This window comes from Segetibacter aerophilus, from assembly GCF_007991655.1.
GTDB lineage: Bacteria > Bacteroidota > Bacteroidia > Chitinophagales > Chitinophagaceae > Segetibacter > Segetibacter aerophilus.
Genome location: NZ_BJYT01000004.1, coordinates 280553 through 299825 on the forward strand (window position 1 = coordinate 280553; position 19273 = coordinate 299825).

Consider the following 19273-nt stretch of genomic DNA (forward strand, 5'->3'; position numbering starts at 1 on the left):
CCAAAAGTTTAATAATTCAATTCATAAAAAATCCTGTTTACTTACGACAGGATTTTTCATTGGTAGCATGATTATGTCACCCACATTTCCATTTAGCACTATTAATAACAAGTTTGAAAATAAAGTGTTGTCAACCTAAAATCAAAAGAGAGGGCGTGAAACACGTCCTCTCTTTTTTTAAGATCCTGAATTATTAAGCAAGGCTTACTTCTTCATTCCATCCTGTATTTTTTGAATGTGCTCCAGGTGTTTTTTTAGCACGGGAAGAGTTTTAGTAGCAAAGACTTTTACGTCTGCATCGTTTCCTTTACTTGCTTCATCTTCAAATTTGCTAACATCTTCTTTGTGGTCGTCGACCATCATTTCTACGTAAGCTTTATCGAAGTCGGCACCCTTTTTAGCCTGTAATTCATCTATGTGCTTTTGATGTTTTTCCATAGGGTGCGGAGAAACCGTTACATTCTTTTTTGCAGCAACCGCTTTAAGTTCTGCATTGGCTTTCGTGTGATCTGTAACCATCATCCGACCAAATTCTTTTACCTGCGCTGATGCCGCATTAGTAGCTGCAATTTTTCCAAGAGCAACTTCCATTAGCCCTCCACTAGCAGCTTCCATTACAAACTCGCGATCTTCGGCCATGCTGGTGTCAGAGTTGCCGCCAATCGCGGTTGTGTTTGATGCAGATGCATCAGTAGACGTGTCTGTAGTAGTACTAACGGTAGTAGATGTATCACCACTTGTTGTTGTGTCAGTGCTTGTGCCTCCACCGCATCCGGACGCGAAAGCAAGAAAGGCCATCAGGCCAAAAGGCATTATTAATTTTTTCATTATCAATGATTTAATTAACGATAATATCAAAAAAAGTATGCCAATAGGTAGCGTTAAGGTGTTTACGTTTTTGTTAAGCCTTGCGATCTATCCAGATTTATAAGGGTTAAACAAACTCAAAATTTATAAATGACTCCTGGCATAAAAGATCCCCCAACGTAATTAAAAGTGTATTCTAATTCTCCACGTTTTTTACGTGCGCCCGTTTTGGACTCCACTCGCCTGTTTCGTTTTACCACCTGTTTTGCACAGAGGTAACCCATTCCCAACGCTAATGGATAGTCGCTTGCCCAATGCACCTTGTTATTAATCATCGAGTAAGCAACTAATCCTGTAAGTGAAAATCCTACCGGTTTAATCCATTTTTTTTCAGGATAGTTTTCGGAGAAAATGGTAATAGACGACATTAGTGTTGCAAGGTGACCAGAAGGGAAAGCGTCGTAATTGGGCGTGTAATTTTGATAATCTGAGAAAGAAGGAAAAGGGTGCCATTCTCCCGCGGGCACGGTGGACTCGCTCGGATTTTGTCTTCCTGTTATTCTCTTAACTATTTGCGTACCTACACCCATCAGAATAAAAGCTTCTGCAAGTTGACTTGCAGTACTTAAAGCCCGGTAGTCATCCTTAATCTTTCCGTAAGTATATAAACCGGCACCAATTAATAAGCTTGGAAAACCTTGACCAACCTGGTAGAATGCGGTGTTTAAATTTCCAGGGAATCGAAGAAGTGCTACGTCCTTACTTCCGAGCTTTACAATCACGTTTTTGTTCTTCTCGTCAGGACTTAAATGTATCCGTCTTGAAAAATCTTCGACTCCATCTGTTATTGGCTGATCCGCGATTATTAAGAGGCCCGTACTTGCTGCTATAGCTAACAAAGGTTTAATGCTTTTTTTGCTGAAAGTTGTAGTTACGATACCTGCAGCATCTTTGGGTAAATCGGTTATGAAAGCAAATTTCTTAGGCGTTTTATAGATCAGAGTTTTCCCGTTGCCTACATCATATCGCATTTCCGTTTTGGCAACTTTGCTAGGGGGGGTAGTAGTGTCGGTTAAAATAGTAGTTTGTGCATTAACGAGAAATGAATTAAAAAAGCAAAGAAGCAGGGCAGAGAGAAAAGCTTTGTTCATCGGTAAAGAAATAGTAGAAGGCCAAATTTAGATTGAAAACAAATACTGGGAGGTTTATTAAAATATAAAAGACTCCGATACCTTTTTCCTTTGTCGTAGGCTTTTTAATTTTCCATTCGTTTCCAGTAATTTTAGCTACTAAAAGTCACTTATGGAAGTTGGAGATAAAAAGAAGGAAATTATTAATGCACTTCAATCAACTAGCGATGAACTATTAATTGAGGAAGTATATGAGTTGGTACATCCACAGGCAGGAGTAGAAGATGTTACCCTGGGCAACCTTCCTTTGGAACTTCAAACTAAAATTCTTCGAGCATTGAACGACTATAAAGACGGCCGGTATATCACCCACGAAGAGATGAAATCAAAGATGCAGCAATGGCTTTTGAAATAGTATGGTCAGCAGAAGCTGATAATGATCTCAGGCAAATTGTAAAATCCCTTAAAGAAGAATGGTCTCAACAAGTTGCAGAAAAATTTATACTAAGATCATACAACAAATTAGAACGACTGGCAGCGATACCTTCCCTTGGTCGCCCAACTTCTAAAACTGCCGTGTATATTTATAAACTTGATCGTAAGAACGCCGTTTTCTTTTCGCTTGAAGGAAAACATCTCGTGTTACTAAGTATTTACGCCTATAGCAAAGACATTAAAAAAAGTAGATTTTATTAATTATTTCCGGGCGTGTTGAAAGCTCTTCTAAAGGTTATCGACCTCACTTTCTACCGCAAGCATCTTCTTTATCTTAAGCGCGGTATGAATGAGTTCCTGCCTTTCGTTGCTTAGAATAGTAACGTGGCCCATTTTCCGTCCTGGTTTTGTTTCGCGCTTTCCGTATAAGTGCACGAAAACGTTGTCAAGTTTCAGCACATCCTGCAGCCCTTTGTAGATCGCTTTTCCGGAAAAATTTTCCTTTCCTAAAACGTTTACAATGGCCGCCGGAAGAATGGGATCCGTGTTTCCAAGAGGGTAGTTAAGTATGACCCGCCAAAGCATATCGAACTGACTACTGTAGTTCGCTTCAATTGTATGATGGCCGCTGTTATGTACACGTGGAGCAGTTTCGTTCACCCACACTTCATCATTTTTATCAATAAACATTTCGACTGCAAAAATGCCCGGGCTTTTTAATTCTTTCACTACTCTCAATGCCACCGCCTCCGCTTTCCATAATGCGTTTGGCGGGATCTGGGCCGGACTTACCTGGAAGTCAAGCAAGTTTAAAACAGGATCAAAAAACATTTCGGCGGGTGGATAGATGGCTGTCTCACCTTTTGCGTTCATGGCCACCATTAATGCTATTTCCTTTTTTATGGTGACCATTTTTTCTAAGACAGACGGCGCATCAAACCCTTTTTCGAAGTCTGCGGCTGTCCTTAAAATTTGTACTCCGCGACCGTCATAGCCTCCTTCTGCAATCTTGTGTACCGCAGGTAAAAAAGAGGTTTGTACCCGTAACTCGGAAAGACTATTTGTTACCAGGAATTCAGGAGAAGGGATCTGGCTGGCTTTATAAAACTGCTTTTGCAGTATTTTATTTTTAATCGTTTTAATAGCCGAACTATTAGGAAATACTGCCACGCCTTCGCTTTCTAATTTCTCCAGCGCACCTACATTAACCGCTTCGATTTCTATGGTAATGGCATCAAGTGTTTTGCCGAAATTGTATACGGCGTCAAAGTCCTGGATATTGCCGGTAACAAAATGATGGCACAAATGGGCAGACGGACAGTTTGGATCATTTTCCATAACAAATGTCTCAACGGGATAATTTAGTGCTGACTGTAACAACATACGACCCAATTGTCCGCCACCAAGAATGCCTACTTTCATATTACTTATTAATTACTTTCTGGAAGGCGCGAAGATACCATTCCGACTACTGTTCTAAAAATATTTTACAACGCGGAACTAATGCACATCCTACCTTTTAAATTGCACTTTTTCATACTTTAACTTTACTTTTCCCGTTAATCAACCTGTAAAGAATATTTTTGACTCCGATGAAACGTTTACTATCCTCTCTGTTTTTGGTCTTTGTTCTACAAGTTGTCTCGTCGACTGTTTTTGCCCAACCTTCTTTTATTGATTATCAACGAACCTACCCCAAAGTAGCAAATGCGCTTAGGTTAAAAGAGGATACACTAAAAAGCCAGTTCGCGAAGCAGGGACTTCCTTGGCCGGCAAAGCAGATTTACGTCCGCTCTTTCAAATATGATAGCCAGTTGGAAGTTTGGGTCCGGTACACAAACGGTCAGCCTTTCAAACTCTTCAAAACATATAAGGTCTGTGCGATGGCCGGTGCAATTGGCCCAAAGCGGATGCAGGGCGACTACCAGGTTCCTGAAGGTTTTTACTACATCAATGAATTTAATCCGAATAGCAGTTATCACTTATCGCTTGGAATTAATTATCCAAATGCTTCAGACAAGGTTTTAAGTGACTCAGCCAACCCTGGAGGTGATATTTACATTCATGGCAACTGTGTGACTATTGGCTGCATTCCTTTGCAGAACGACCAGATCGAAGAGCTGTATATTCTTGCTGCTGAGGCTAAAAATCAGGGTCAGGACTTTATTCCGGTTCATATATTTCCCATCAGGTTTAACAACAGGAAAAGTTTTGAGTACCTGGCAAAGACGACAAAAGATAACCAGGACTTGCAGCGCTTTGCAATTAAGATAAAAGAAGTGTTTGATTACTTTGAAGAAAAAAAGCGCCTTCCTCTAATTTCTATTAATAAGAAAGGTGACTACATAGTAATGTAGCCCTCAAAAATATATTTACAAGAAAGGTTGACCAACGTCAGCCTTTTTTGTTTCCCTCATGTAAGAACAACACACTTAGCAGTTTTCGTTTTCTTTGCGCATAATCCTGTTACACATGTACAAAGTTGTCTTCATATTGTATGTGATCATATTTTCCTCTTATGTACTTTTTACCCGTATACCGGATTATTTTGAAGGTGAGTTTATAAAGGGGGTTGTTTCAAAGGCTTCTTTTTCTGAAGAGACAAATGAACCGGAGTTGTTAATTGATTACCGCGTTGGAAACGAAAAGCTGCAGCACAAAACGAATAGCTGGTTTCTCACTCCTTACAAACAAGGGCAGCAAGTCACCATTATCTATAACCCCTCTGACCCTGCCGTATCGAGTATTTATGCCTTTATTGGTTATTGGATAAAATGGCAGGAATTGATTTATACCTCTGTTTTCTTTGTTATTCTTTTTCTTGCTGCAAAGTCAATTGTGGGACACGATAACTCTGGTCCTGCTAAATCACTTCCAAGAAAGCGTAAGTATGATGAGTAACGCTGGCTTACTTTTTTTGCTTTAGAGAAAAAAACAATAACAAGTTCCGTTGAAGAAACAGCTCGTGCTTCAGTTACGGTCCATAAAAAATAAGTTAGGTATGAAGACAATCTCGATGTTAGTTGTTTCAAACATTTTTATGACGTTTGCCTGGTATTGGCATTTAAAAGACAAAGGAATTCCAATATGGAAAGCCATTGTAATAAGTTGGGGAATTGCTTTTTTTGAGTACTGCCTCACAGTGCCCGCGAATCGTTTAGGGTTTGCTTCGGGATGGAATGGATTTCAATTGAAAATAATACAAGAGGTAATTACATTGATTGTTTTTAGTTTTTTCGCCGTCTTTTATCTAAAAGAGGCGTTGCATTGGAAGTACCTGGTCAGCTTTGCTTTTATCCTCGGAGCTGTTTATTTCGCCTTTAAAAAATAAGGGCATCCCTTTCGGAACGCCCCTGTAAACCATGCTTGCATAAACCATCAACTTTACCAAAAAACAAGAAACGATTTTATTTGCGATGCTTTTATTTGCTCTCTTTCAATCATAGACTACTGCATGTTTTGTAAGTTTAAAAGCAAAATGATTTTTATTTGATCGTGAGGAATATACACGAAAAAGATTGCTTTCGATCTATCCTTTATAAAGCTTCACTTCCAAAAGGTCCAGGCAAATTTCCAGTAATTGATTGACGGTTTTGTTGAAGACTGGATGTATAAAACCAGGTGCGATCTCGTTCAGAGGAACCAAGACAAAGCGACGTTCTGCCATGCGGGGATGAGGGACAACCAGGTTAGCAGTAGAAATGACCTGATTGCTATAAAACAGGATGTCAATATCTATCACCCGGGGTCCCATTTTTTCAACTCGTTCCCGACCGAGCTGCAATTCAATACTTAAAAGTTCCTGCAATAGTTCATTTGGTTTCAGCTCAGTGTTAACACAAATTACCTGGTTTAAAAAAGCTTGTTGTTCGGTAAACCCCCACGCCGCCGTTTCATAAATCGAGGATTTTTTCACAACAGCGTCAACCTTACTTTCGATGAATTGACAAGCTTTTTCGAGATAACGCAAACGATCTCCCATATTTCCACCCGTCAATAAATAGATGTCGGTCATAAAACTCATTGATTAAGCCGTTCAAATATCTTTAAATTGTGCCCTTAATCACGATTTGATAATGAGAAGTTTCTTTAAAATATTTTTTGCTTCATTGCTTGCGCTAATTGTGTTTGTGTTTATTGGAGTGTTGATTGTAATAGGTATGGTTGCGAGTGCGACATCGGGAGACAAACCCGAAGTGGGAAATAAAGCTGTGCTACTTCTTGACCTAACCAAAGAGTACAAAGAACAAAAAGCAGACGACGCTTTTAATATAATCAGAGGGAATGCCGATGAGAATGTACCAGGCCTTTACGATGTAGTTAGAATGATCGAATATGCAAAAAGCGATAGTTCTGTGAAAGGCATTTATATAAAAGCAGAAGACAACGCAAATGGTTTTGCGGGAAGTGAAGAACTTAGAAATGCACTGATAGACTTTAAAAAAAGCCACAAGTTCGTAATTGCATTTGGCGACGTTATTAGCCAGAAAGCATATTATGTTGCCAGTGCGGCCGACAAAATTTACTGTAATCCCAAAGGAACAGTTGACTGGCATGGTCTCGCAACCACCTTACTCTTCTTAAAGGGAGCACTTGATAAACTGGAAATTGAACCACAGATTTTTTACGCAGGCAAGTTTAAAAGTGCAACAGAACCTTTGCGAGCATATGAAATGACAGAGCCGAATAAGTTGCAAACGTCTGTTTACCTAAATGATTTGTACAGTCATATTTTACTTGCAGCGAGAGACAAAAGCAAACTAGATACAGCAAAGTTGCACGAACTTGCCAATAGTGGTGCCATACAGACAGCGACCGAAGCAGCTCAGTATCATCTAATCGATGGGGTGAAATACGACGACGAGGTAAAAAATGAGATCATCCAAAATATTAGAATTGAACCGACAGCGAAAATTAATTTCATTAGCCTTGGTAAGTATGCAAAGGCCGTTGATTTTACAGCCAGTTCAGGAAGCAAGATTGCAATCATTTATGCCGAAGGCGAACTCAATGATGGAAAAGGAAAGGATGGGGAAATAGGCTCGGACTTATACAGAAACCTGATTAGGAAAGCAAGACTTGACAAGAATATTAAAGCCATCGTCTTTCGCGTAAACTCGCCAGGTGGAAGTGCGTTGGCAAGTGAGGAAATCTGGCGCGAAATTACGATTGCGAAAAAAGCAAAACCAGTTATAGTAAGTTTTGGAGATGTTGCCGCTTCCGGTGGTTATTACATTTCATGTAATGCAGATAGCATTTTTGCCCAACCAAATACCATCACCGGCTCCATCGGTGTCTTTGGTATTATCCCCAACACGAAGAAGTTTATGAATAATAAGCTTGGTATTACTTTCGACGGAGTTAAAACCGGGCCTTTTGCTGATATGCCTTCTACAATCAGACCTTTGAATACTGCCGAAAAACAATTTATTCAAAATACTATTGATACCATTTATACTGCTTTCAAAGGTCGCGTGGCTGAAGGAAGAAAGTTGTCGATGCAAATTGTAGATAGCATAGCCCAAGGTCGTGTGTGGACAGGTGAAAGAGCATTGAAACTTGGTCTTGTTGATCGCCTTGGCAATATAAACGACGCTGTAAACTGTGCCGCACGTATGGCGAAACTTAATGACTTCCAATTGAAAGAATACCCCGAACAAAAAGGAGTTTTGGAAAAGTTCCTCAATAATTATTCAAACGAAGTGAAAGTAAAAACTATCAAGGAAGAGATTGGCGAAGAGCAATATTCGATCCTTCAGCAGCTAAAAAATATTCGTAAGATGGTTGCAGTTCCTCAAACCCGTTTACCTTTTGAACTTAATATAAGATAACAACTTGTTCATCAACCTTTTTAGATGTTCAGCAAAACGTTGACTCCATTAAGATAGATTTGCGCCCTCAACAGAGATTATGAAAGGAGAATACAACCAGCTAACAGCGATGCTGGCGATTACTAAGTCAAGTTTAAAAGCAATTTTACGAAGTCCTTCTACCGTTGTTTTTAGCCTTGCTTTTCCTTTGATCTTTATCCTTGTTTTTGGCTTTATAGGCGGAGGTGGTAAAGTTTCTTTTACCATAGCAGTTGACAAAAATTCTGACACAACAAATCCTGTATTTCTAGGTTTAAAAAGTGTACCTGGGATAAAAATTGCAAGCAAGTCAGATGTTGAATTAAACGAAGATTTAGAAAAGGGACGCCTGACAGCTATCGTTAATATTCAAAAAAATCTCGCTCAAAATCCTCCCTATATCATTCAGCTAAAAAGCTCCGAATCGGTCAATCCTCAAAACTTACAGGTTTTAAAATCTATTATTGGTTCCATCATTAGTAAGGTTGACGAAAAGGCATATCCTAACACTCCAACGTTTGCTACAATTAATGAGGACGTCCAAAAAATACCAGGAAGAACTTATCGCACTATAGATTTTATTTTGCCCGGTCAACTTGGCTTTTCGTTATTGAGTGCAGGGGTGTTCGGTGTAGCGTTTCTTTTTTTTAACCTTCGGCAACAACTGGTGCTCAAACGATTTTACGCCACTCCGATTCAGCGTTCTTATATTATTTTGGGTGAAGCTTTAAGCCGGGTCATATTCCAATTGTCTACTGCTGTCATCATTATTTTGATTGGTCGTTTTGCTTTCCATTATACACTCGTGCATGGACTAGAAACTTTTCTTGAGATAATGGTGCTAAGCTTTATCGCCTTAATCCTGTTTATGGGTTTCGGGTTTATTGTTAGCGGAATCGCCAAAACAGAAAGTACCATTCCGCCATTAGCCAACATCGTTACCTTACCGCAGTTTTTACTGGCAGGAACTTTCTTTCCAATAGACGTATTTCCCTCATGGCTTCAGCCTATTTGTAAAGTGCTCCCGCTAACGCACTTCAACAATGCGATGCGTAAAATTGCTTTTGAGGGTGCACATTTAAGTGATTGCCTTACCGAAATAGGAATCCTTGGCCTGTGGTCTGTTGTTGTATATGCTGTTGCTATAAAGGTTTTTAAGTGGGAATAACATGAGATTTATAAAGCTTGGATTAATTAGTATCGTTTTTCTTTTTTTGGTTATAACAGCCATATCCCTGTTGCTTCCTTCTACCGTAAACGTTTCAAGAGCCATCGACATAAGCGCACCGGCTGATTCTGTTTCTGCCAACATTAGTGATCTGTCCAGGCGGAAATATTGGTTTGCTAATTATGATTCTTCTCAAGCAATCGTTTCTAAAAATTCCTTTGGTGTAGGGGCTTCGATAAAAATTGGTAGAACAACGATTGATCTCGTCGAGGCCAAGGCTGGCAAAATAACGACGCTATGGACATCGGGTAGCAAAACCTTACACGGCGATTTTAATATTTTCAAACAGGATAGTGGAAGTCATATAACTGTGCAGTGGCATTTTAGCCAGCACGTTCCTTGGTATCCATGGGAAAAATTCGCTTCTATCGCTTCAGATAAAATTATGGGTCCGGGGATGGAGAAATCGCTTGACAACCTGAAGAAGTTGGTTGAGAAATAAATTATGCTCGCTGTCTATCAATTCTTCCAAGTACCGTCCTAAAACTTGTTCTCTTTTTTAAAGAACGAAAAACTCGTGCGTGGAATCTAAGAACGCTCTTCACTTTGACTTTACCTTTTTCCTTTTTATTTTCTCTTTCGTGCAACGGTGACAAATAATACATTGTCAACCTGCTGAATTGAAGAAATGACCGATCATTTAGCACTGGTAAAAAATTGTTTGAAAGGAAAAGCTGCAGCACAAAAGCAGCTCTATGAGGAATTTGCGCCAACTATGCTTGGTGTTTGTTACCGCTATACAAAAAGTTTACAGGATGCTGAAGATGTTCTGCAGGATGGGTTTGTCAGAGTTTTTAAATTTTTAAATCAATATAATCGGGAAGGGGAATTGGGCGCCTGGATCAGAAGGATCATGGTTAATACTGCGCTTAACTATCTTAAGAAAAGTCGAAAGTATCAGCATGAGTTATTATTTGACAAGACTGAGTTAGCCGTTATTTCTACCGATGATCCGGAGGTGCTGTTAAATACAAAGGAACTCGCAGAACTAATCAGGCAATTACCAACCGGCTACCAGGCCATCTTCAACTTACATGCAATAGAAGGTTTCTCTCATGTAGAAATTGGGCAGATGCTCGGCATCAGCGAAAACACTTCACGCTCTCAATACATGCGTGCGAGACATTTACTCATTAGCTGGATTACCAATACATCCGGAAGTAAAAACAAGGTGTATGCAAGAAAATAGATTTGAAGGAAAAGTTCGAATGCAGATGGAGGAGTTTACACTGGTTCCAACCGGTGAAGTATGGAAAGGAGTGGAGGCAAGAATTCGTAAGGAAAAAGGCAGAAGACTTCTTTTCTTTTGGCTGTTTGCTGGGCTTGTTTTAACCGGATCTGTTGTTGGCTTTTTCTTCTTCTTAAATAGTAAAAAAGATGCCGATTTGGTTCATACCTCTACAGCTCAAAAATCAATTACCAACGGTTCTTTAAGAAACCCATCCCACAGAAGTAATAATTCTCCTAGTGTAAAAAAGGTCATAACGCAAGAAAAGACGGAGCCGGAAAAAGAAATAGTACGGCAATCAATAAAGGCTACAGAAAAGAGGATAAACGGAAATCAGAGGAACGCAGGTTCTATCACAACCCCCGGAGTTTCTACCGCCAATGCACCCGAAAAGCTTTATAGGTTTAAGCCAAGCAGCAACCAAAGAAAAATCTTCAACACAAACGCATCTATAAATAATAAAAGCGCAATAAGCAGCTTACCTGTAAGCAGGATGGAAGGAAGAACGGAGTTGCCTCCTCACAAATACTTGCTTTCAGAAATTCAAAAGAAACAAAGGGGCGATACAATAGAGAAGTCAATAGTATCAACAGAGAATAACACTCCGGTAGGGGATAAGTCTTTGTTACCGGAAGAAAAAAGCCTTCCAAAAACATTCAAACAAAAAGCACTTCGAAAACTCCTTGTTGGCTTTACTCTTCAAGCTGGATTATCAGACAACATCAGAGGGATCGGATTCGGATCACAAAAAAGTTTGCTTGCTTTTGACCAGCAAAATAATGCCTCTTCGCCGTCAACATCCACGTCCTCCTCTTTCAACAGTCGGATTGCTGCTTCCACTTTGCAATATAGAAGTGGTTTCTCGTGGGGTGTTGGTGTATACGTACAGAAGGCTTTGTCAAAAAAGCTGGACTTATCTGTTGGGATGGATTATCATTTTATGACGACTAGTTCGACTGTTGGTAACAGGGTAGATTCAGCATTCAATATTTATGATACGTTATTACAAAAGTCAACTAAAGCAAATTCTTTTTATCGTGGTGGTCAAACAACTTCTTATACCAACAAATATCATCTTCTTCAAATCCCGGTAAACCTGCAGTTTCAATTAAATAAAAATATTCACCATCCACTCCAGTTCTCTTTTGGGTTATCGCCTTCGTTTTTGATCGGTTCAAATGCTTTGTATCTCAATAGGAGTACCAATAGTTATTACACTGAAAAAGATCAGTTTAGCCGTTTTTTATTGTTCGGTCAATCAGGTTTAATGTACGGCTTCAACGAGAAAGCATTTCAAATAAGCGTTGGTCCGGCACTGCAATACAACTTCAATTCATTTAGCAAACGTTCCATCAATGCACCTCAACACCTTTTGTTTACCGGTATCAAAGCAAATATTATTCTTAAATAAAACTTCTAAAACTACTTATATGAAAGCAAGACTATCTATTTGTAACCTCGCTGTCTTACTACTTACCATGACTGTTGCTTTTAATAGTTGTGTAAAGGATACGGTTTCGCGAACCTATAGCATGTACACACCCGTCTATAAAACTTCTGCAGAGGTTCGGGCTAACATAAAAAATGATGCACCACTTCCCGTTAAGAGCCCCGGGAAAATGTTTGTGCTAGGCAATTATATCTATTTAAATGAAATTGATAAAGGCATACACGTTATCGACAACTCAAACCCGGCTAACCCGGTTAATAAATATTTTATTGCCATACCCGGCAACATTGATCTTGCTGTTACCGGCACCACTCTATATGCCGATTTGTATACTGATCTTGTAACGATCGACATTAGCAGTCCCTCATCGATTGTTGTAAAAAAAATTACCGAAGGTGTTTTTCCCTTTAGAAGGTATTCAGGAAATTTTGTCGCAGACAATAGTAAGATTATTACCGATTGGATAAAAAAAGATACTACAGTTACCACCGACCTTGATACTCATTCTAACACCGGTGTACTTTACTTCGATGCCATGGCGCTTTCATCTATCAGCCCAAGTGCCTCAAATAAGGCAGCAATAGGTATTAGTGGTTCGATGGCAAGATTTACCCTGCTTAATAATTACCTGTACACTGTTACCGAAAATGCTTTGAATGTTTTTAATATTTCTCAACCTCAAAATCCCGTTTTCAGTAATAAAATAAACCTGCCCTTTGGTATTGAAACAATTTATCCTTTTAAATCCAACCTATTTATAGGCTCTCAAACAGGGATGTTGATTTACGGAATAGCCAACCCTGCGCAGCCTTTGCAAGCAGGTAGCTTTAGTCATGTACGTGTGTGTGACCCTGTTATTGCCGAGGACAACTACGCTTTTGTAACCCTTAGTTCCGGCACAAGATGCGGAGGATTTACTAACCAACTCGATGTGGTAAACATACAAGACATACAAAATCCAAAGCTTGTTAAAAGCTATCCTCTTACAAATCCGCACGGTCTCAGCAAAGACGGCAATACTCTATTTATTTGTGATGGATCAGCAGGTTTAAAGGTTTTTGATGCAACAGATGTAAACAACATAAAACTCCTGCAAACAATTGCTGGAATGGAAACCTATGACATCATTACGGTTAACGGACTTGCGATGGTTGTTGCGAAAGATGGGTTGTATGAGTTTGACTATAGCGACAAGAATAAAGTGCAACAAATCAGCAAAATTTCATACAATAAATAGAAATAAAGATGAAAGTAGTAATCGTGTTTCTCCTGTCGTTCGGTATGATTTTACCTGCGATTGCACAGGATAATTTGTTGGATAAGAAACTAAGGTTTAGCTCTATTAACCAGGTAGGTCTTCTGGTTGGTGCTAATAAAGAGTCGGCACTGGTTCAATCAATTAATGGTATAAAGAAAGATCAATGGTTTGCAGGATTTGGAGCAGGAATTGACTTTTACATAGAAAGAGGAGTGCCGCTTTTTATTGACATAAGAAGGGATTTGACGATTGGAAAGAATGCTCTTTTTTTATATGCTGATGGAGGGGTTTATGTGCCCTGGCTAAACTTTATACAAAAAGAGCGAAAGCTTAATTCGAAAGTTTCTCCCGGCGCTTATTACGATGCAGGCATTGGATGGAAACTGACAGGTAAAAACAAGCGAAGCTTTCTGCTAAGCGCCGGCTATACCTTGAAACAGGATAAAGAGGAGAAGATGATGCAAAGCTGGAATCCCATGTTCACAGGTTTTGAAAGTAATACAGAAAGCTACAGTTATAAGTATCGGCGACTTGTACTGAAAGTAGGAATACAATTGTAGTAATTAAGATGACAACCACCTATTCCACTACTGCTTTCCTGATTTTTACTAATTGAACCAATAATTCCTCGAGACTGCTCAGTTGCAACATGTTCGCTCCGTCGCTTTTTGCGCAGGAAGGATCGGGGTGAGTTTCTATAAACAACCCATGCGCGCCGGTAGCTATCGCAGCTTTTGCAATGGTTCCTATTAGTTGTGGGTTTCCTCCTGTTACGCCGGTAGTTTGATTCGGCTGCTGTAAACTATGCGTGCAGTCCATTACTACGGGCACGTTGTGAGCGGACATAATAGATATGTTTCTATAATCAACAATGAGATCCTGGTAGCCGAAAGTAGTACCTCTTTCAGTCAGCATTACTTTGTCATTTCCAGCTTTGCGTATTTTATCTACAGCAAACTTCATCGCATCACCGCTTACAAACTGTCCTTTTTTTACATTCACTATTTTGCCTGTTTCAGCAGCCGCTACCAATAAATCTGTTTGCCTGCATAAGAATGCCGGTATCTGCAGAATATCTATATATTTTGCTGCTTGAGCCGCTTCTTCATGTGCATGAATATCTGAAGTGGTCGGAAGACCAAAATGATCTCCTACTTTTTTTACAAGTTGCATAGCCGCTTCATCTCCAATACCGGTAAAGGATGAAGCGCTCGTACGATTTGCTTTTCTATAGGATGCTTTGAAAACATAAGGAATGCCGAGTTTTTTACAAATCGCATAGACATCATTTGCCACTTCCATTACTAAGTCTTCGCTTTCTACCACACACGGCCCGGCTATTAGAAAAAAGCTTTTCGGATCGTATGACTGATTTTGAAATAACTGCTGTAAAAACTCCATAGTACTATTTTAAAATTGGTCGACAAAGGTATTCTCAGGGCTCTTAATATTCCAAATTGCTTTTATTGAGGTGGTAGGTTTGAACTTATTTTATCCTGTTTTTGCTTTTATATTTAATCTTCTTAACTACAATATGATGAAAGAAAATTTGCAGGAAGCATTTGGAAATATTGACATCTACTTGTTTGATCAATTGCTTAAAGGACGTTTTGATGGATGTGAAAAAGTGTTGGATGCAGGTTGTGGGTATGGAAGAAATCTTGTCTACTTTCTTCGGAATAAATATGAGGTATACGGCATCGATCAGAATGAGGAAGCCGTTGTAGAGGTGCAAAGACTTTCAAAAGAGTTGCACCCGGAAAATCCTTTAGGAAACTTTGGGGTGGGGCCTGTTGAAGAGCTGCCATTTGAAAATAACTTTTTTGATTTGGCGATTTGCAGTGCCGTCCTACATTTTGCAAGAGATACAAATCACTTTGATAGTATGCTAAAATCGGTATGGCGCGTTTTGGCGCCGGGAGGTTTTTTGTTTGTGAGATTGGCTTCAGACATAGGTATCGAAGATTTGGTGATAGATGTAGGCAATGGGCAATATTATTTGCCCGATGGGTCAGAACGGTTTTTAGTAAATCAACAGATGCTATTAGACTATACCGAAAAGTTGAATGGCCAGCTCTTTGAGCCGATTAAGACGACCAACGTTCAAAACGTAAGATGTATGACAACGTGGTGTCTACAGAAGTTGTAGCGGCAATGGGATATATAAATGTTATGCAAAAAAAGGGTTTCAGCTTAATCTTTAAGTACTGTCTGTAGTCTGACAATAAAAAATTATGAAAAGAGTTTTTGGTTTTATAGGAGTTTGTTTGTTCACTTTTTCCGTTGGTTTTAGCCAGGATAATAAGAAGCTGCGGTCCCCACGACCTTTAGAGCAGCAAGAGATAAAAGCAGATCAACGCATTGAAAAAGAGATACAGCAAAAGCAATTATCATCAAAGCCGGAAATGTTAGAACCGTCGATTGGTAAAGATCAAACCGGTAAAGCAAGCCCCGAAAAGGCAAATAAAAAACGCAAATACGCTAAGAAGAGTTGTGCGAAAGTTAAATAGTTTTCATTCAGCCGCGGTTGGCAGGAATGCTCTAAAACGATTTATGCAGATATGGAAAAGGGTTGCAGAAAGATTGATAGTACACGCTGTGCGACGCAACAAAAGACAAATAGAACTTTATAGCCGGGTATATAAAAAAAGTCCGTACAACTTTGTACGGACTTTTTTTATACTATTATTTTTTCTGATTAATGTTTTTCTATAAACATACCCGTGAACTTATTTCTCTCCAGTTCACGGTTAAAAGGCTCGAGTTCCTGCTGTGTTCTCATCTGGCTCTGGTACTGTTGTTCACTGCTTTGCGTACTACGAAAAGCGCCCGTGCTAATGTATCTTAAAGCGCTTGCAAGAGATGGCTCAGTAACATCGCCCCATACTTTATTAACCCCGTCTGGAGCCGACTTATCAGGCGCGAAGCCATGATAGTAATCGGCATTACCTGCGCTATTTACAGTCTTGAACGAGATTGGATAGATGGAATAATTGAAGATGTCAACAGGGAAAAAACCAACAGGTTTGCCGTAGGTGGTGTCTCCAATAAGCTTCACATTTAAGTAGGGCTTTAAATTATTAATCAACAGCTCGCTCGCTGATGCTGTTCCGTGACCCACTATAAAAAACACCTGGTTAAGATTAAGGGTACCAGTGTTTGAAAAGGTTTCTGTATTGTTTTGTTCTGCAAAAGATGTGGTTCCATACCCCGACTTTTTTTGAAGCAAAGGAAACTTGCCTTGCTGCAAATTGGAGTTGAAGATGTATTTGTACATCACTTTGTTGTTTGCAGACGCAGGCGCAATGAGGTTCGCAAGCGCATCTTGAGTCGCTGTAGATCCTCCCGGATTATAGCGGAGGTCGACTATCAATTCGTTAACGCCTTGTGCCTTAAAATCGCTGAACACGTTGTTCAATTCAGTGACGGAAGGAGCGCCAAAAAATTGTTTAAAAACAAGGTAACCGACTTTTCTGCCAGCTGTATTTATAACACTCTTATGCAGAACGGAGTTGGAAGTAAAACTTGTCTTACTAAGATTAAGCGCGGCTGTGCTGCCATCGGGTTTTACAAATTCAAACGAAGCGCTATTTCCAGTTCCAAAGAAAGTCTTGTTTAAAAGGTCAATACTAGACTGCGAATAAGTAAGGCTGCTGTTATTGATCTTGTTGATATACCAGCCTCTATTTACGCCTGCCATACCCGCACTTGACTTATCAAATGCATACTCAACGTACCAACGAACAAAGTCAATCGGCTCAACCTTATCGGCAGCTGCAGCTTTTACAAAAAAGCCATAGTCGACAGCCACACCTGTTTGAAGGCCTTCTGATTCTTCTTTGGTAGTCACGAAGCTGAACCTGTCTAGCGGTTGCAGCGCACGAATTGCATTCATTTCTGCTGTAGCCGCGTCCTTGTCAGTTGCGCCGGTGTATTGTTTTGGCTTAAATACCTCGTAAGAAGGAATTACTTCCTGCCATAAATAAATCTCCTTTGTGTACAAGTACAGCGAATCTTTCAATAAATCTGACGGTGAAGTTGCTGTAGTTGTTGGATTAGTTGTAGTGGGAGTCTCTGGTGCTATTTCTTTTTTACATGAAGTAATTGAAAGAGCGAAAAGAGCTGTTATTGCTATAAGAAATGTTTTCATTGATTATATAAAATGTTGGTGCAAGTAACTTTAAAAGAACCAGTGAGATGTCTAAAAAAATGCCAATACGAGGTTGGTATTTAAAGTTTATAAATACATTAGGAAAAGGAAGGGCAATTGTAAAAACGTTAACAACCGGAGAAAAATTTCGCCCATTTACAGTGTCCTTTTTTAAAGCGGATGATTGGTTGATTGTAATCGTGAGAAATGGCGGTGGCTACTTTTAAAGTTTTTATGCCTGTTATTTGAAAGCGGATAAACAATACTTTTACAGCTTAAAATTTAAAATTGAAAATGAGAGTGAAGTATTTGAACAAGGCGCTATATGGGGTTGCTTTTTTGATGATCTCGTTGTTTTGCCTGCCAATAAAAACAATGGCGTGGGGAATGCTTGGGCACCGGATTGTTGGCGAGATAGCAAGTAACTACCTCACATCAAAAGCTAATAGAGAAATTAAGAAAATACTTGGCAACGAGAGTATTGCTATGTCGAGTAACTGGGCGGACTTTATAAAATCTGATTCTAATTATAGGTATTTAAATGAGTGGCATTATGTAAACGTTGACAAAGGGTTGAATGCTGCGCAAATGGAGTTAGCTCTACAAAAAGACACGGCAGCCAGCGCTTATACCCGCCTTAATTTTCTTATCGCTCAACTTAAAAATAAGGAGCTTCCACAAAGCGACAAGGTGATGTATTTGCGCCTTTTGATTCATATTGTCGGCGATATACATCAACCCTTTCACGTAAGCGCGACAGGTGATAGAGGTGGAAATGATATTAAGATTACCTGGTTCAATGAAGCATCAAACGCTCATCGCTTGTGGGACGAACAACTGATAGAATTGCAGCAGTTGAGTTATACAGAATATACTAAGGCAATTAATTTCTCAACTGCTATGCAGCGGAGCGATTGGCAAAAGATGCCAGTGAGTAATTGGTTTTTTGACTCTTATCGCCTAAGTGAAGTTCTTCACGAAGAATTGAAGAAGCCCGACCAGAAGCTAAGCTACCAGTATAATTATTCACATCTTAATACGCTAAACGAGCAGTTGCTAAAAGGCGGTATCCGGCTTGCGGCATTACTTAATGAGATATTCGGGTAAAGATGATTTGACGAACTATTTTTAATATAATAAAAAAACGCTCTGCATGTTTTGCAGAGCGTTTTATTTGCACGAAGTCATGTGGTAGCGACCACAACAACCGGGTTTCTTCTTTGAAGCCTGTTCATTGCTTTTACGAGCATAAAGATGATAATGGCAAGAATAATAAAATTGATAACCACCGTTATAAAGTTCCCCCATGCAAGCACATTTCCTAGTTTTCTCGCTTCTTCTAATGATAAAGTTGGGTTAGTTGCTTTAGCAGCTGTCACCTCAGGGGACAAGGAGAGGTAAGAATTTACAAAACCTTTTGGTCCGACAACAAGACCTGCAATCGGCATGATAATATCATTAACAAGTGAGTCAACTATTTTGGCAAAAGCAGCTCCTATAATAACTCCCACTGCCAGGTCCATTACATTGCCCTTTAAAGCAAATTCTTTGAATTCAGATGAAAAACTCATTGTAGTTAGTTTTGGTTAAGAATAAATAAATATAGCCGAAATATTTTCAGGAAAGAAGGCAGCTCTATACCTCTGTTTCAATTTAGAATCCCTGCTTACTTTCCATATGCGTCTTTAATATAAGTAGACGTAGGATTGAGAATTTTTTCTTAAGCCCACATTTGCTC

General features: G+C 39.5%; 23 protein-coding genes. 16 read left to right on the top strand and 7 right to left on the bottom strand.

Going from position 1 to position 19273, the window contains the following annotated elements:
- Positions 1 to 204: 204 nt before the first annotated feature.
- Positions 205 to 828 carry a DUF4142 domain-containing protein gene (locus tag SAE01_RS07245; protein WP_246113180.1) on the bottom strand — a complete coding sequence of 208 codons (624 nt, stop codon included), beginning with the start codon at positions 826 to 828 and terminating at the stop codon, positions 205 to 207.
- A gap of 116 nt (positions 829 to 944) precedes the next feature.
- Positions 945 to 1958 carry a phosphatase PAP2 family protein gene (locus tag SAE01_RS07250; RefSeq protein ID WP_147203001.1) on the bottom strand — a complete coding sequence of 338 codons (1014 nt, stop codon included), beginning with the start codon at positions 1956 to 1958 and terminating at the stop codon, positions 945 to 947.
- 151 nt (positions 1959 to 2109) lie between these two features.
- Here SAE01_RS07250 and SAE01_RS07255 point away from each other — a divergent pair, with 151 nt between their 5' ends.
- Positions 2110 to 2352, top strand: coding sequence for a hypothetical protein (locus SAE01_RS07255; RefSeq protein WP_147203002.1), 243 nt, complete (start codon positions 2110 to 2112; stop codon positions 2350 to 2352).
- Positions 2337 to 2633 carry a type II toxin-antitoxin system RelE/ParE family toxin gene (locus tag SAE01_RS07260; RefSeq protein ID WP_147203003.1) on the top strand — a complete coding sequence of 99 codons (297 nt, stop codon included), beginning with the start codon at positions 2337 to 2339 and terminating at the stop codon, positions 2631 to 2633. The genes SAE01_RS07255 and SAE01_RS07260 overlap by 16 nt, the downstream gene beginning before the upstream one ends.
- A 27-nt stretch (positions 2634 to 2660) precedes the next feature.
- Here the strand turns inward: SAE01_RS07260 and SAE01_RS07265 are convergent, their stop codons facing one another.
- Positions 2661 to 3794, bottom strand: a complete 1134-nt coding sequence (locus SAE01_RS07265; RefSeq protein ID WP_147203004.1) for a 5-(carboxyamino)imidazole ribonucleotide synthase — start codon at positions 3792 to 3794, stop codon at positions 2661 to 2663.
- A 170-nt stretch (positions 3795 to 3964) separates the two neighbouring features.
- Between SAE01_RS07265 and SAE01_RS07270 the strand changes: the two genes are divergently transcribed.
- The 3 genes from SAE01_RS07270 (at position 3965) to SAE01_RS07280 (ending at position 5703) form a co-directional block, all read left to right on the top strand.
- Positions 3965 to 4729, top strand: coding sequence for a L,D-transpeptidase family protein (locus SAE01_RS07270; protein WP_246113181.1), 765 nt, complete (start codon positions 3965 to 3967; stop codon positions 4727 to 4729).
- Positions 4730 to 4844: 115 nt separating this feature from the next.
- The gene (locus tag SAE01_RS07275; RefSeq protein ID WP_147203005.1) at positions 4845 to 5273 is read left to right on the top strand and encodes a hypothetical protein; all 429 of its coding nucleotides are present in this window, start codon (positions 4845 to 4847) and stop codon (positions 5271 to 5273) included.
- Positions 5274 to 5373: 100 nt separating this feature from the next.
- Positions 5374 to 5703 carry a DMT family protein gene (locus SAE01_RS07280; RefSeq protein WP_147203007.1) on the top strand — a complete coding sequence of 110 codons (330 nt, stop codon included), beginning with the start codon at positions 5374 to 5376 and terminating at the stop codon, positions 5701 to 5703.
- A gap of 198 nt (positions 5704 to 5901) precedes the next feature.
- On the opposite strand, the gene folK is transcribed toward SAE01_RS07280, so the two are convergent.
- The gene (gene folK / locus SAE01_RS07285) at positions 5902 to 6387 is read right to left on the bottom strand and encodes a 2-amino-4-hydroxy-6-hydroxymethyldihydropteridine diphosphokinase (protein ID WP_174834605.1); all 486 of its coding nucleotides are present in this window, start codon (positions 6385 to 6387) and stop codon (positions 5902 to 5904) included.
- A 61-nt stretch (positions 6388 to 6448) separates the two neighbouring features.
- On the opposite strand from folK, the gene sppA reads away from it, so the two are divergent.
- The 7 genes from sppA (at position 6449) to SAE01_RS07320 (ending at position 13945) form a co-directional block, all read left to right on the top strand.
- Complete coding sequence (gene sppA, locus SAE01_RS07290) at positions 6449 to 8203, top strand: signal peptide peptidase SppA (protein ID WP_147203009.1); 1755 nt, start codon at positions 6449 to 6451, stop codon at positions 8201 to 8203.
- A 79-nt stretch (positions 8204 to 8282) separates the two neighbouring features.
- A complete protein-coding gene (locus SAE01_RS07295) occupies positions 8283 to 9389 on the top strand; it encodes an ABC transporter permease (RefSeq protein ID WP_147203011.1) in 1107 nt (368 codons plus the stop codon).
- A gap of 1 nt (position 9390) precedes the next feature.
- Complete coding sequence (locus tag SAE01_RS07300; RefSeq protein WP_147203012.1) at positions 9391 to 9891, top strand: SRPBCC family protein; 501 nt, start codon at positions 9391 to 9393, stop codon at positions 9889 to 9891.
- A 186-nt stretch (positions 9892 to 10077) separates the two neighbouring features.
- Positions 10078 to 10638 (top strand): RNA polymerase sigma factor, encoded by a 561-nt coding sequence (locus tag SAE01_RS07305; protein ID WP_147203014.1) that lies wholly within the window; start codon positions 10078 to 10080, stop codon positions 10636 to 10638.
- Complete coding sequence (locus SAE01_RS07310; protein ID WP_147203015.1) at positions 10625 to 12088, top strand: outer membrane beta-barrel protein; 1464 nt, start codon at positions 10625 to 10627, stop codon at positions 12086 to 12088. The genes SAE01_RS07305 and SAE01_RS07310 overlap by 14 nt, the downstream gene beginning before the upstream one ends.
- 19 nt (positions 12089 to 12107) lie before the next feature.
- Entirely contained in the window at positions 12108 to 13364 is a 1257-nt protein-coding gene (locus SAE01_RS07315) for an LVIVD repeat-containing protein (protein ID WP_170234102.1), read from the top strand.
- Between the two features lie 8 nt (positions 13365 to 13372).
- Positions 13373 to 13945: a hypothetical protein gene (locus tag SAE01_RS07320; RefSeq protein ID WP_147203019.1), complete on the top strand. Its 573-nt coding sequence runs from the start codon at positions 13373 to 13375 to the stop codon at positions 13943 to 13945.
- A 19-nt stretch (positions 13946 to 13964) separates the two neighbouring features.
- Here SAE01_RS07320 and kdsA read toward each other — a convergent pair whose 3' ends face one another.
- On the bottom strand, positions 13965 to 14786 hold the full coding sequence (gene kdsA, locus SAE01_RS07325; protein WP_147203021.1) for a 3-deoxy-8-phosphooctulonate synthase: 822 nt from the start codon (positions 14784 to 14786) through the stop codon (positions 13965 to 13967).
- A gap of 133 nt (positions 14787 to 14919) precedes the next feature.
- Here kdsA and SAE01_RS07330 point away from each other — a divergent pair, with 133 nt between their 5' ends.
- Positions 14920 to 15534 (top strand): class I SAM-dependent methyltransferase, encoded by a 615-nt coding sequence (locus tag SAE01_RS07330; protein WP_246113182.1) that lies wholly within the window; start codon positions 14920 to 14922, stop codon positions 15532 to 15534.
- Between the two features lie 85 nt (positions 15535 to 15619).
- Complete coding sequence (locus SAE01_RS07335) at positions 15620 to 15895, top strand: hypothetical protein (RefSeq protein WP_147203022.1); 276 nt, start codon at positions 15620 to 15622, stop codon at positions 15893 to 15895.
- A gap of 188 nt (positions 15896 to 16083) precedes the next feature.
- On the opposite strand, the gene SAE01_RS07340 is transcribed toward SAE01_RS07335, so the two are convergent.
- The gene (locus SAE01_RS07340) at positions 16084 to 17535 is read right to left on the bottom strand and encodes a S41 family peptidase (protein WP_147203023.1); all 1452 of its coding nucleotides are present in this window, start codon (positions 17533 to 17535) and stop codon (positions 16084 to 16086) included.
- Between the two features lie 59 nt (positions 17536 to 17594).
- Between SAE01_RS07340 and SAE01_RS07345 the strand changes: the two genes are divergently transcribed.
- Entirely contained in the window at positions 17595 to 17762 is a 168-nt protein-coding gene (locus SAE01_RS07345) for a hypothetical protein (RefSeq protein WP_170234103.1), read from the top strand.
- A 67-nt stretch (positions 17763 to 17829) separates the two neighbouring features.
- On the top strand, positions 17830 to 18642 hold the full coding sequence (locus tag SAE01_RS07350) for a S1/P1 nuclease (protein ID WP_170234104.1): 813 nt from the start codon (positions 17830 to 17832) through the stop codon (positions 18640 to 18642).
- 77 nt (positions 18643 to 18719) lie between these two features.
- Here the strand turns inward: SAE01_RS07350 and mscL are convergent, their stop codons facing one another.
- Positions 18720 to 19106 (bottom strand): large conductance mechanosensitive channel protein MscL, encoded by a 387-nt coding sequence (gene mscL, locus SAE01_RS07355; protein ID WP_147203025.1) that lies wholly within the window; start codon positions 19104 to 19106, stop codon positions 18720 to 18722.
- Between the last annotated feature and the right edge of the window lie 167 nt (positions 19107 to 19273).

What these genes read in the sequence shown, in the direction of transcription:
- SAE01_RS07265 (WP_147203004.1), bottom strand. Translation starts at nt 3,794, where the DNA reads ATGAAAGTAGGCATTCTTGGTGGCGGACAATTGGGTCGTATGTTGTTA.
- SAE01_RS07300 (WP_147203012.1), top strand. Translation starts at nt 9,391, where the DNA reads ATGAGATTTATAAAGCTTGGATTAATTAGTATCGTTTTTCTTTTTTTG.
- SAE01_RS07245 (WP_246113180.1), bottom strand. Translation starts at nt 828, where the DNA reads ATGAAAAAATTAATAATGCCTTTTGGCCTGATGGCCTTTCTTGCTTTC.
- SAE01_RS07305 (WP_147203014.1), top strand. Translation starts at nt 10,078, where the DNA reads ATGACCGATCATTTAGCACTGGTAAAAAATTGTTTGAAAGGAAAAGCT.
- SAE01_RS07315 (WP_170234102.1), top strand. Translation starts at nt 12,108, where the DNA reads ATGAAAGCAAGACTATCTATTTGTAACCTCGCTGTCTTACTACTTACC.
- SAE01_RS07275 (WP_147203005.1), top strand. Translation starts at nt 4,845, where the DNA reads ATGTACAAAGTTGTCTTCATATTGTATGTGATCATATTTTCCTCTTAT.
- SAE01_RS07330 (WP_246113182.1), top strand. Translation starts at nt 14,920, where the DNA reads ATGATGAAAGAAAATTTGCAGGAAGCATTTGGAAATATTGACATCTAC.
- SAE01_RS07255 (WP_147203002.1), top strand. Translation starts at nt 2,110, where the DNA reads ATGGAAGTTGGAGATAAAAAGAAGGAAATTATTAATGCACTTCAATCA.
- SAE01_RS07320 (WP_147203019.1), top strand. Translation starts at nt 13,373, where the DNA reads ATGAAAGTAGTAATCGTGTTTCTCCTGTCGTTCGGTATGATTTTACCT.
- SAE01_RS07340 (WP_147203023.1), bottom strand. Translation starts at nt 17,535, where the DNA reads ATGAAAACATTTCTTATAGCAATAACAGCTCTTTTCGCTCTTTCAATT.
- SAE01_RS07280 (WP_147203007.1), top strand. Translation starts at nt 5,374, where the DNA reads ATGAAGACAATCTCGATGTTAGTTGTTTCAAACATTTTTATGACGTTT.
- SAE01_RS07250 (WP_147203001.1), bottom strand. Translation starts at nt 1,958, where the DNA reads ATGAACAAAGCTTTTCTCTCTGCCCTGCTTCTTTGCTTTTTTAATTCA.
- SAE01_RS07310 (WP_147203015.1), top strand. Translation starts at nt 10,625, where the DNA reads ATGCAAGAAAATAGATTTGAAGGAAAAGTTCGAATGCAGATGGAGGAG.
- folK (WP_174834605.1), bottom strand. Translation starts at nt 6,387, where the DNA reads ATGACCGACATCTATTTATTGACGGGTGGAAATATGGGAGATCGTTTG.
- SAE01_RS07345 (WP_170234103.1), top strand. Translation starts at nt 17,595, where the DNA reads ATGCCAATACGAGGTTGGTATTTAAAGTTTATAAATACATTAGGAAAA.
- SAE01_RS07270 (WP_246113181.1), top strand. Translation starts at nt 3,965, where the DNA reads ATGAAACGTTTACTATCCTCTCTGTTTTTGGTCTTTGTTCTACAAGTT.
- mscL (WP_147203025.1), bottom strand. Translation starts at nt 19,106, where the DNA reads ATGAGTTTTTCATCTGAATTCAAAGAATTTGCTTTAAAGGGCAATGTA.
- SAE01_RS07260 (WP_147203003.1), top strand. Translation starts at nt 2,337, where the DNA reads ATGGCTTTTGAAATAGTATGGTCAGCAGAAGCTGATAATGATCTCAGG.
- SAE01_RS07350 (WP_170234104.1), top strand. Translation starts at nt 17,830, where the DNA reads ATGAGAGTGAAGTATTTGAACAAGGCGCTATATGGGGTTGCTTTTTTG.
- SAE01_RS07295 (WP_147203011.1), top strand. Translation starts at nt 8,283, where the DNA reads ATGAAAGGAGAATACAACCAGCTAACAGCGATGCTGGCGATTACTAAG.
- sppA (WP_147203009.1), top strand. Translation starts at nt 6,449, where the DNA reads ATGAGAAGTTTCTTTAAAATATTTTTTGCTTCATTGCTTGCGCTAATT.
- SAE01_RS07335 (WP_147203022.1), top strand. Translation starts at nt 15,620, where the DNA reads ATGAAAAGAGTTTTTGGTTTTATAGGAGTTTGTTTGTTCACTTTTTCC.
- kdsA (WP_147203021.1), bottom strand. Translation starts at nt 14,786, where the DNA reads ATGGAGTTTTTACAGCAGTTATTTCAAAATCAGTCATACGATCCGAAA.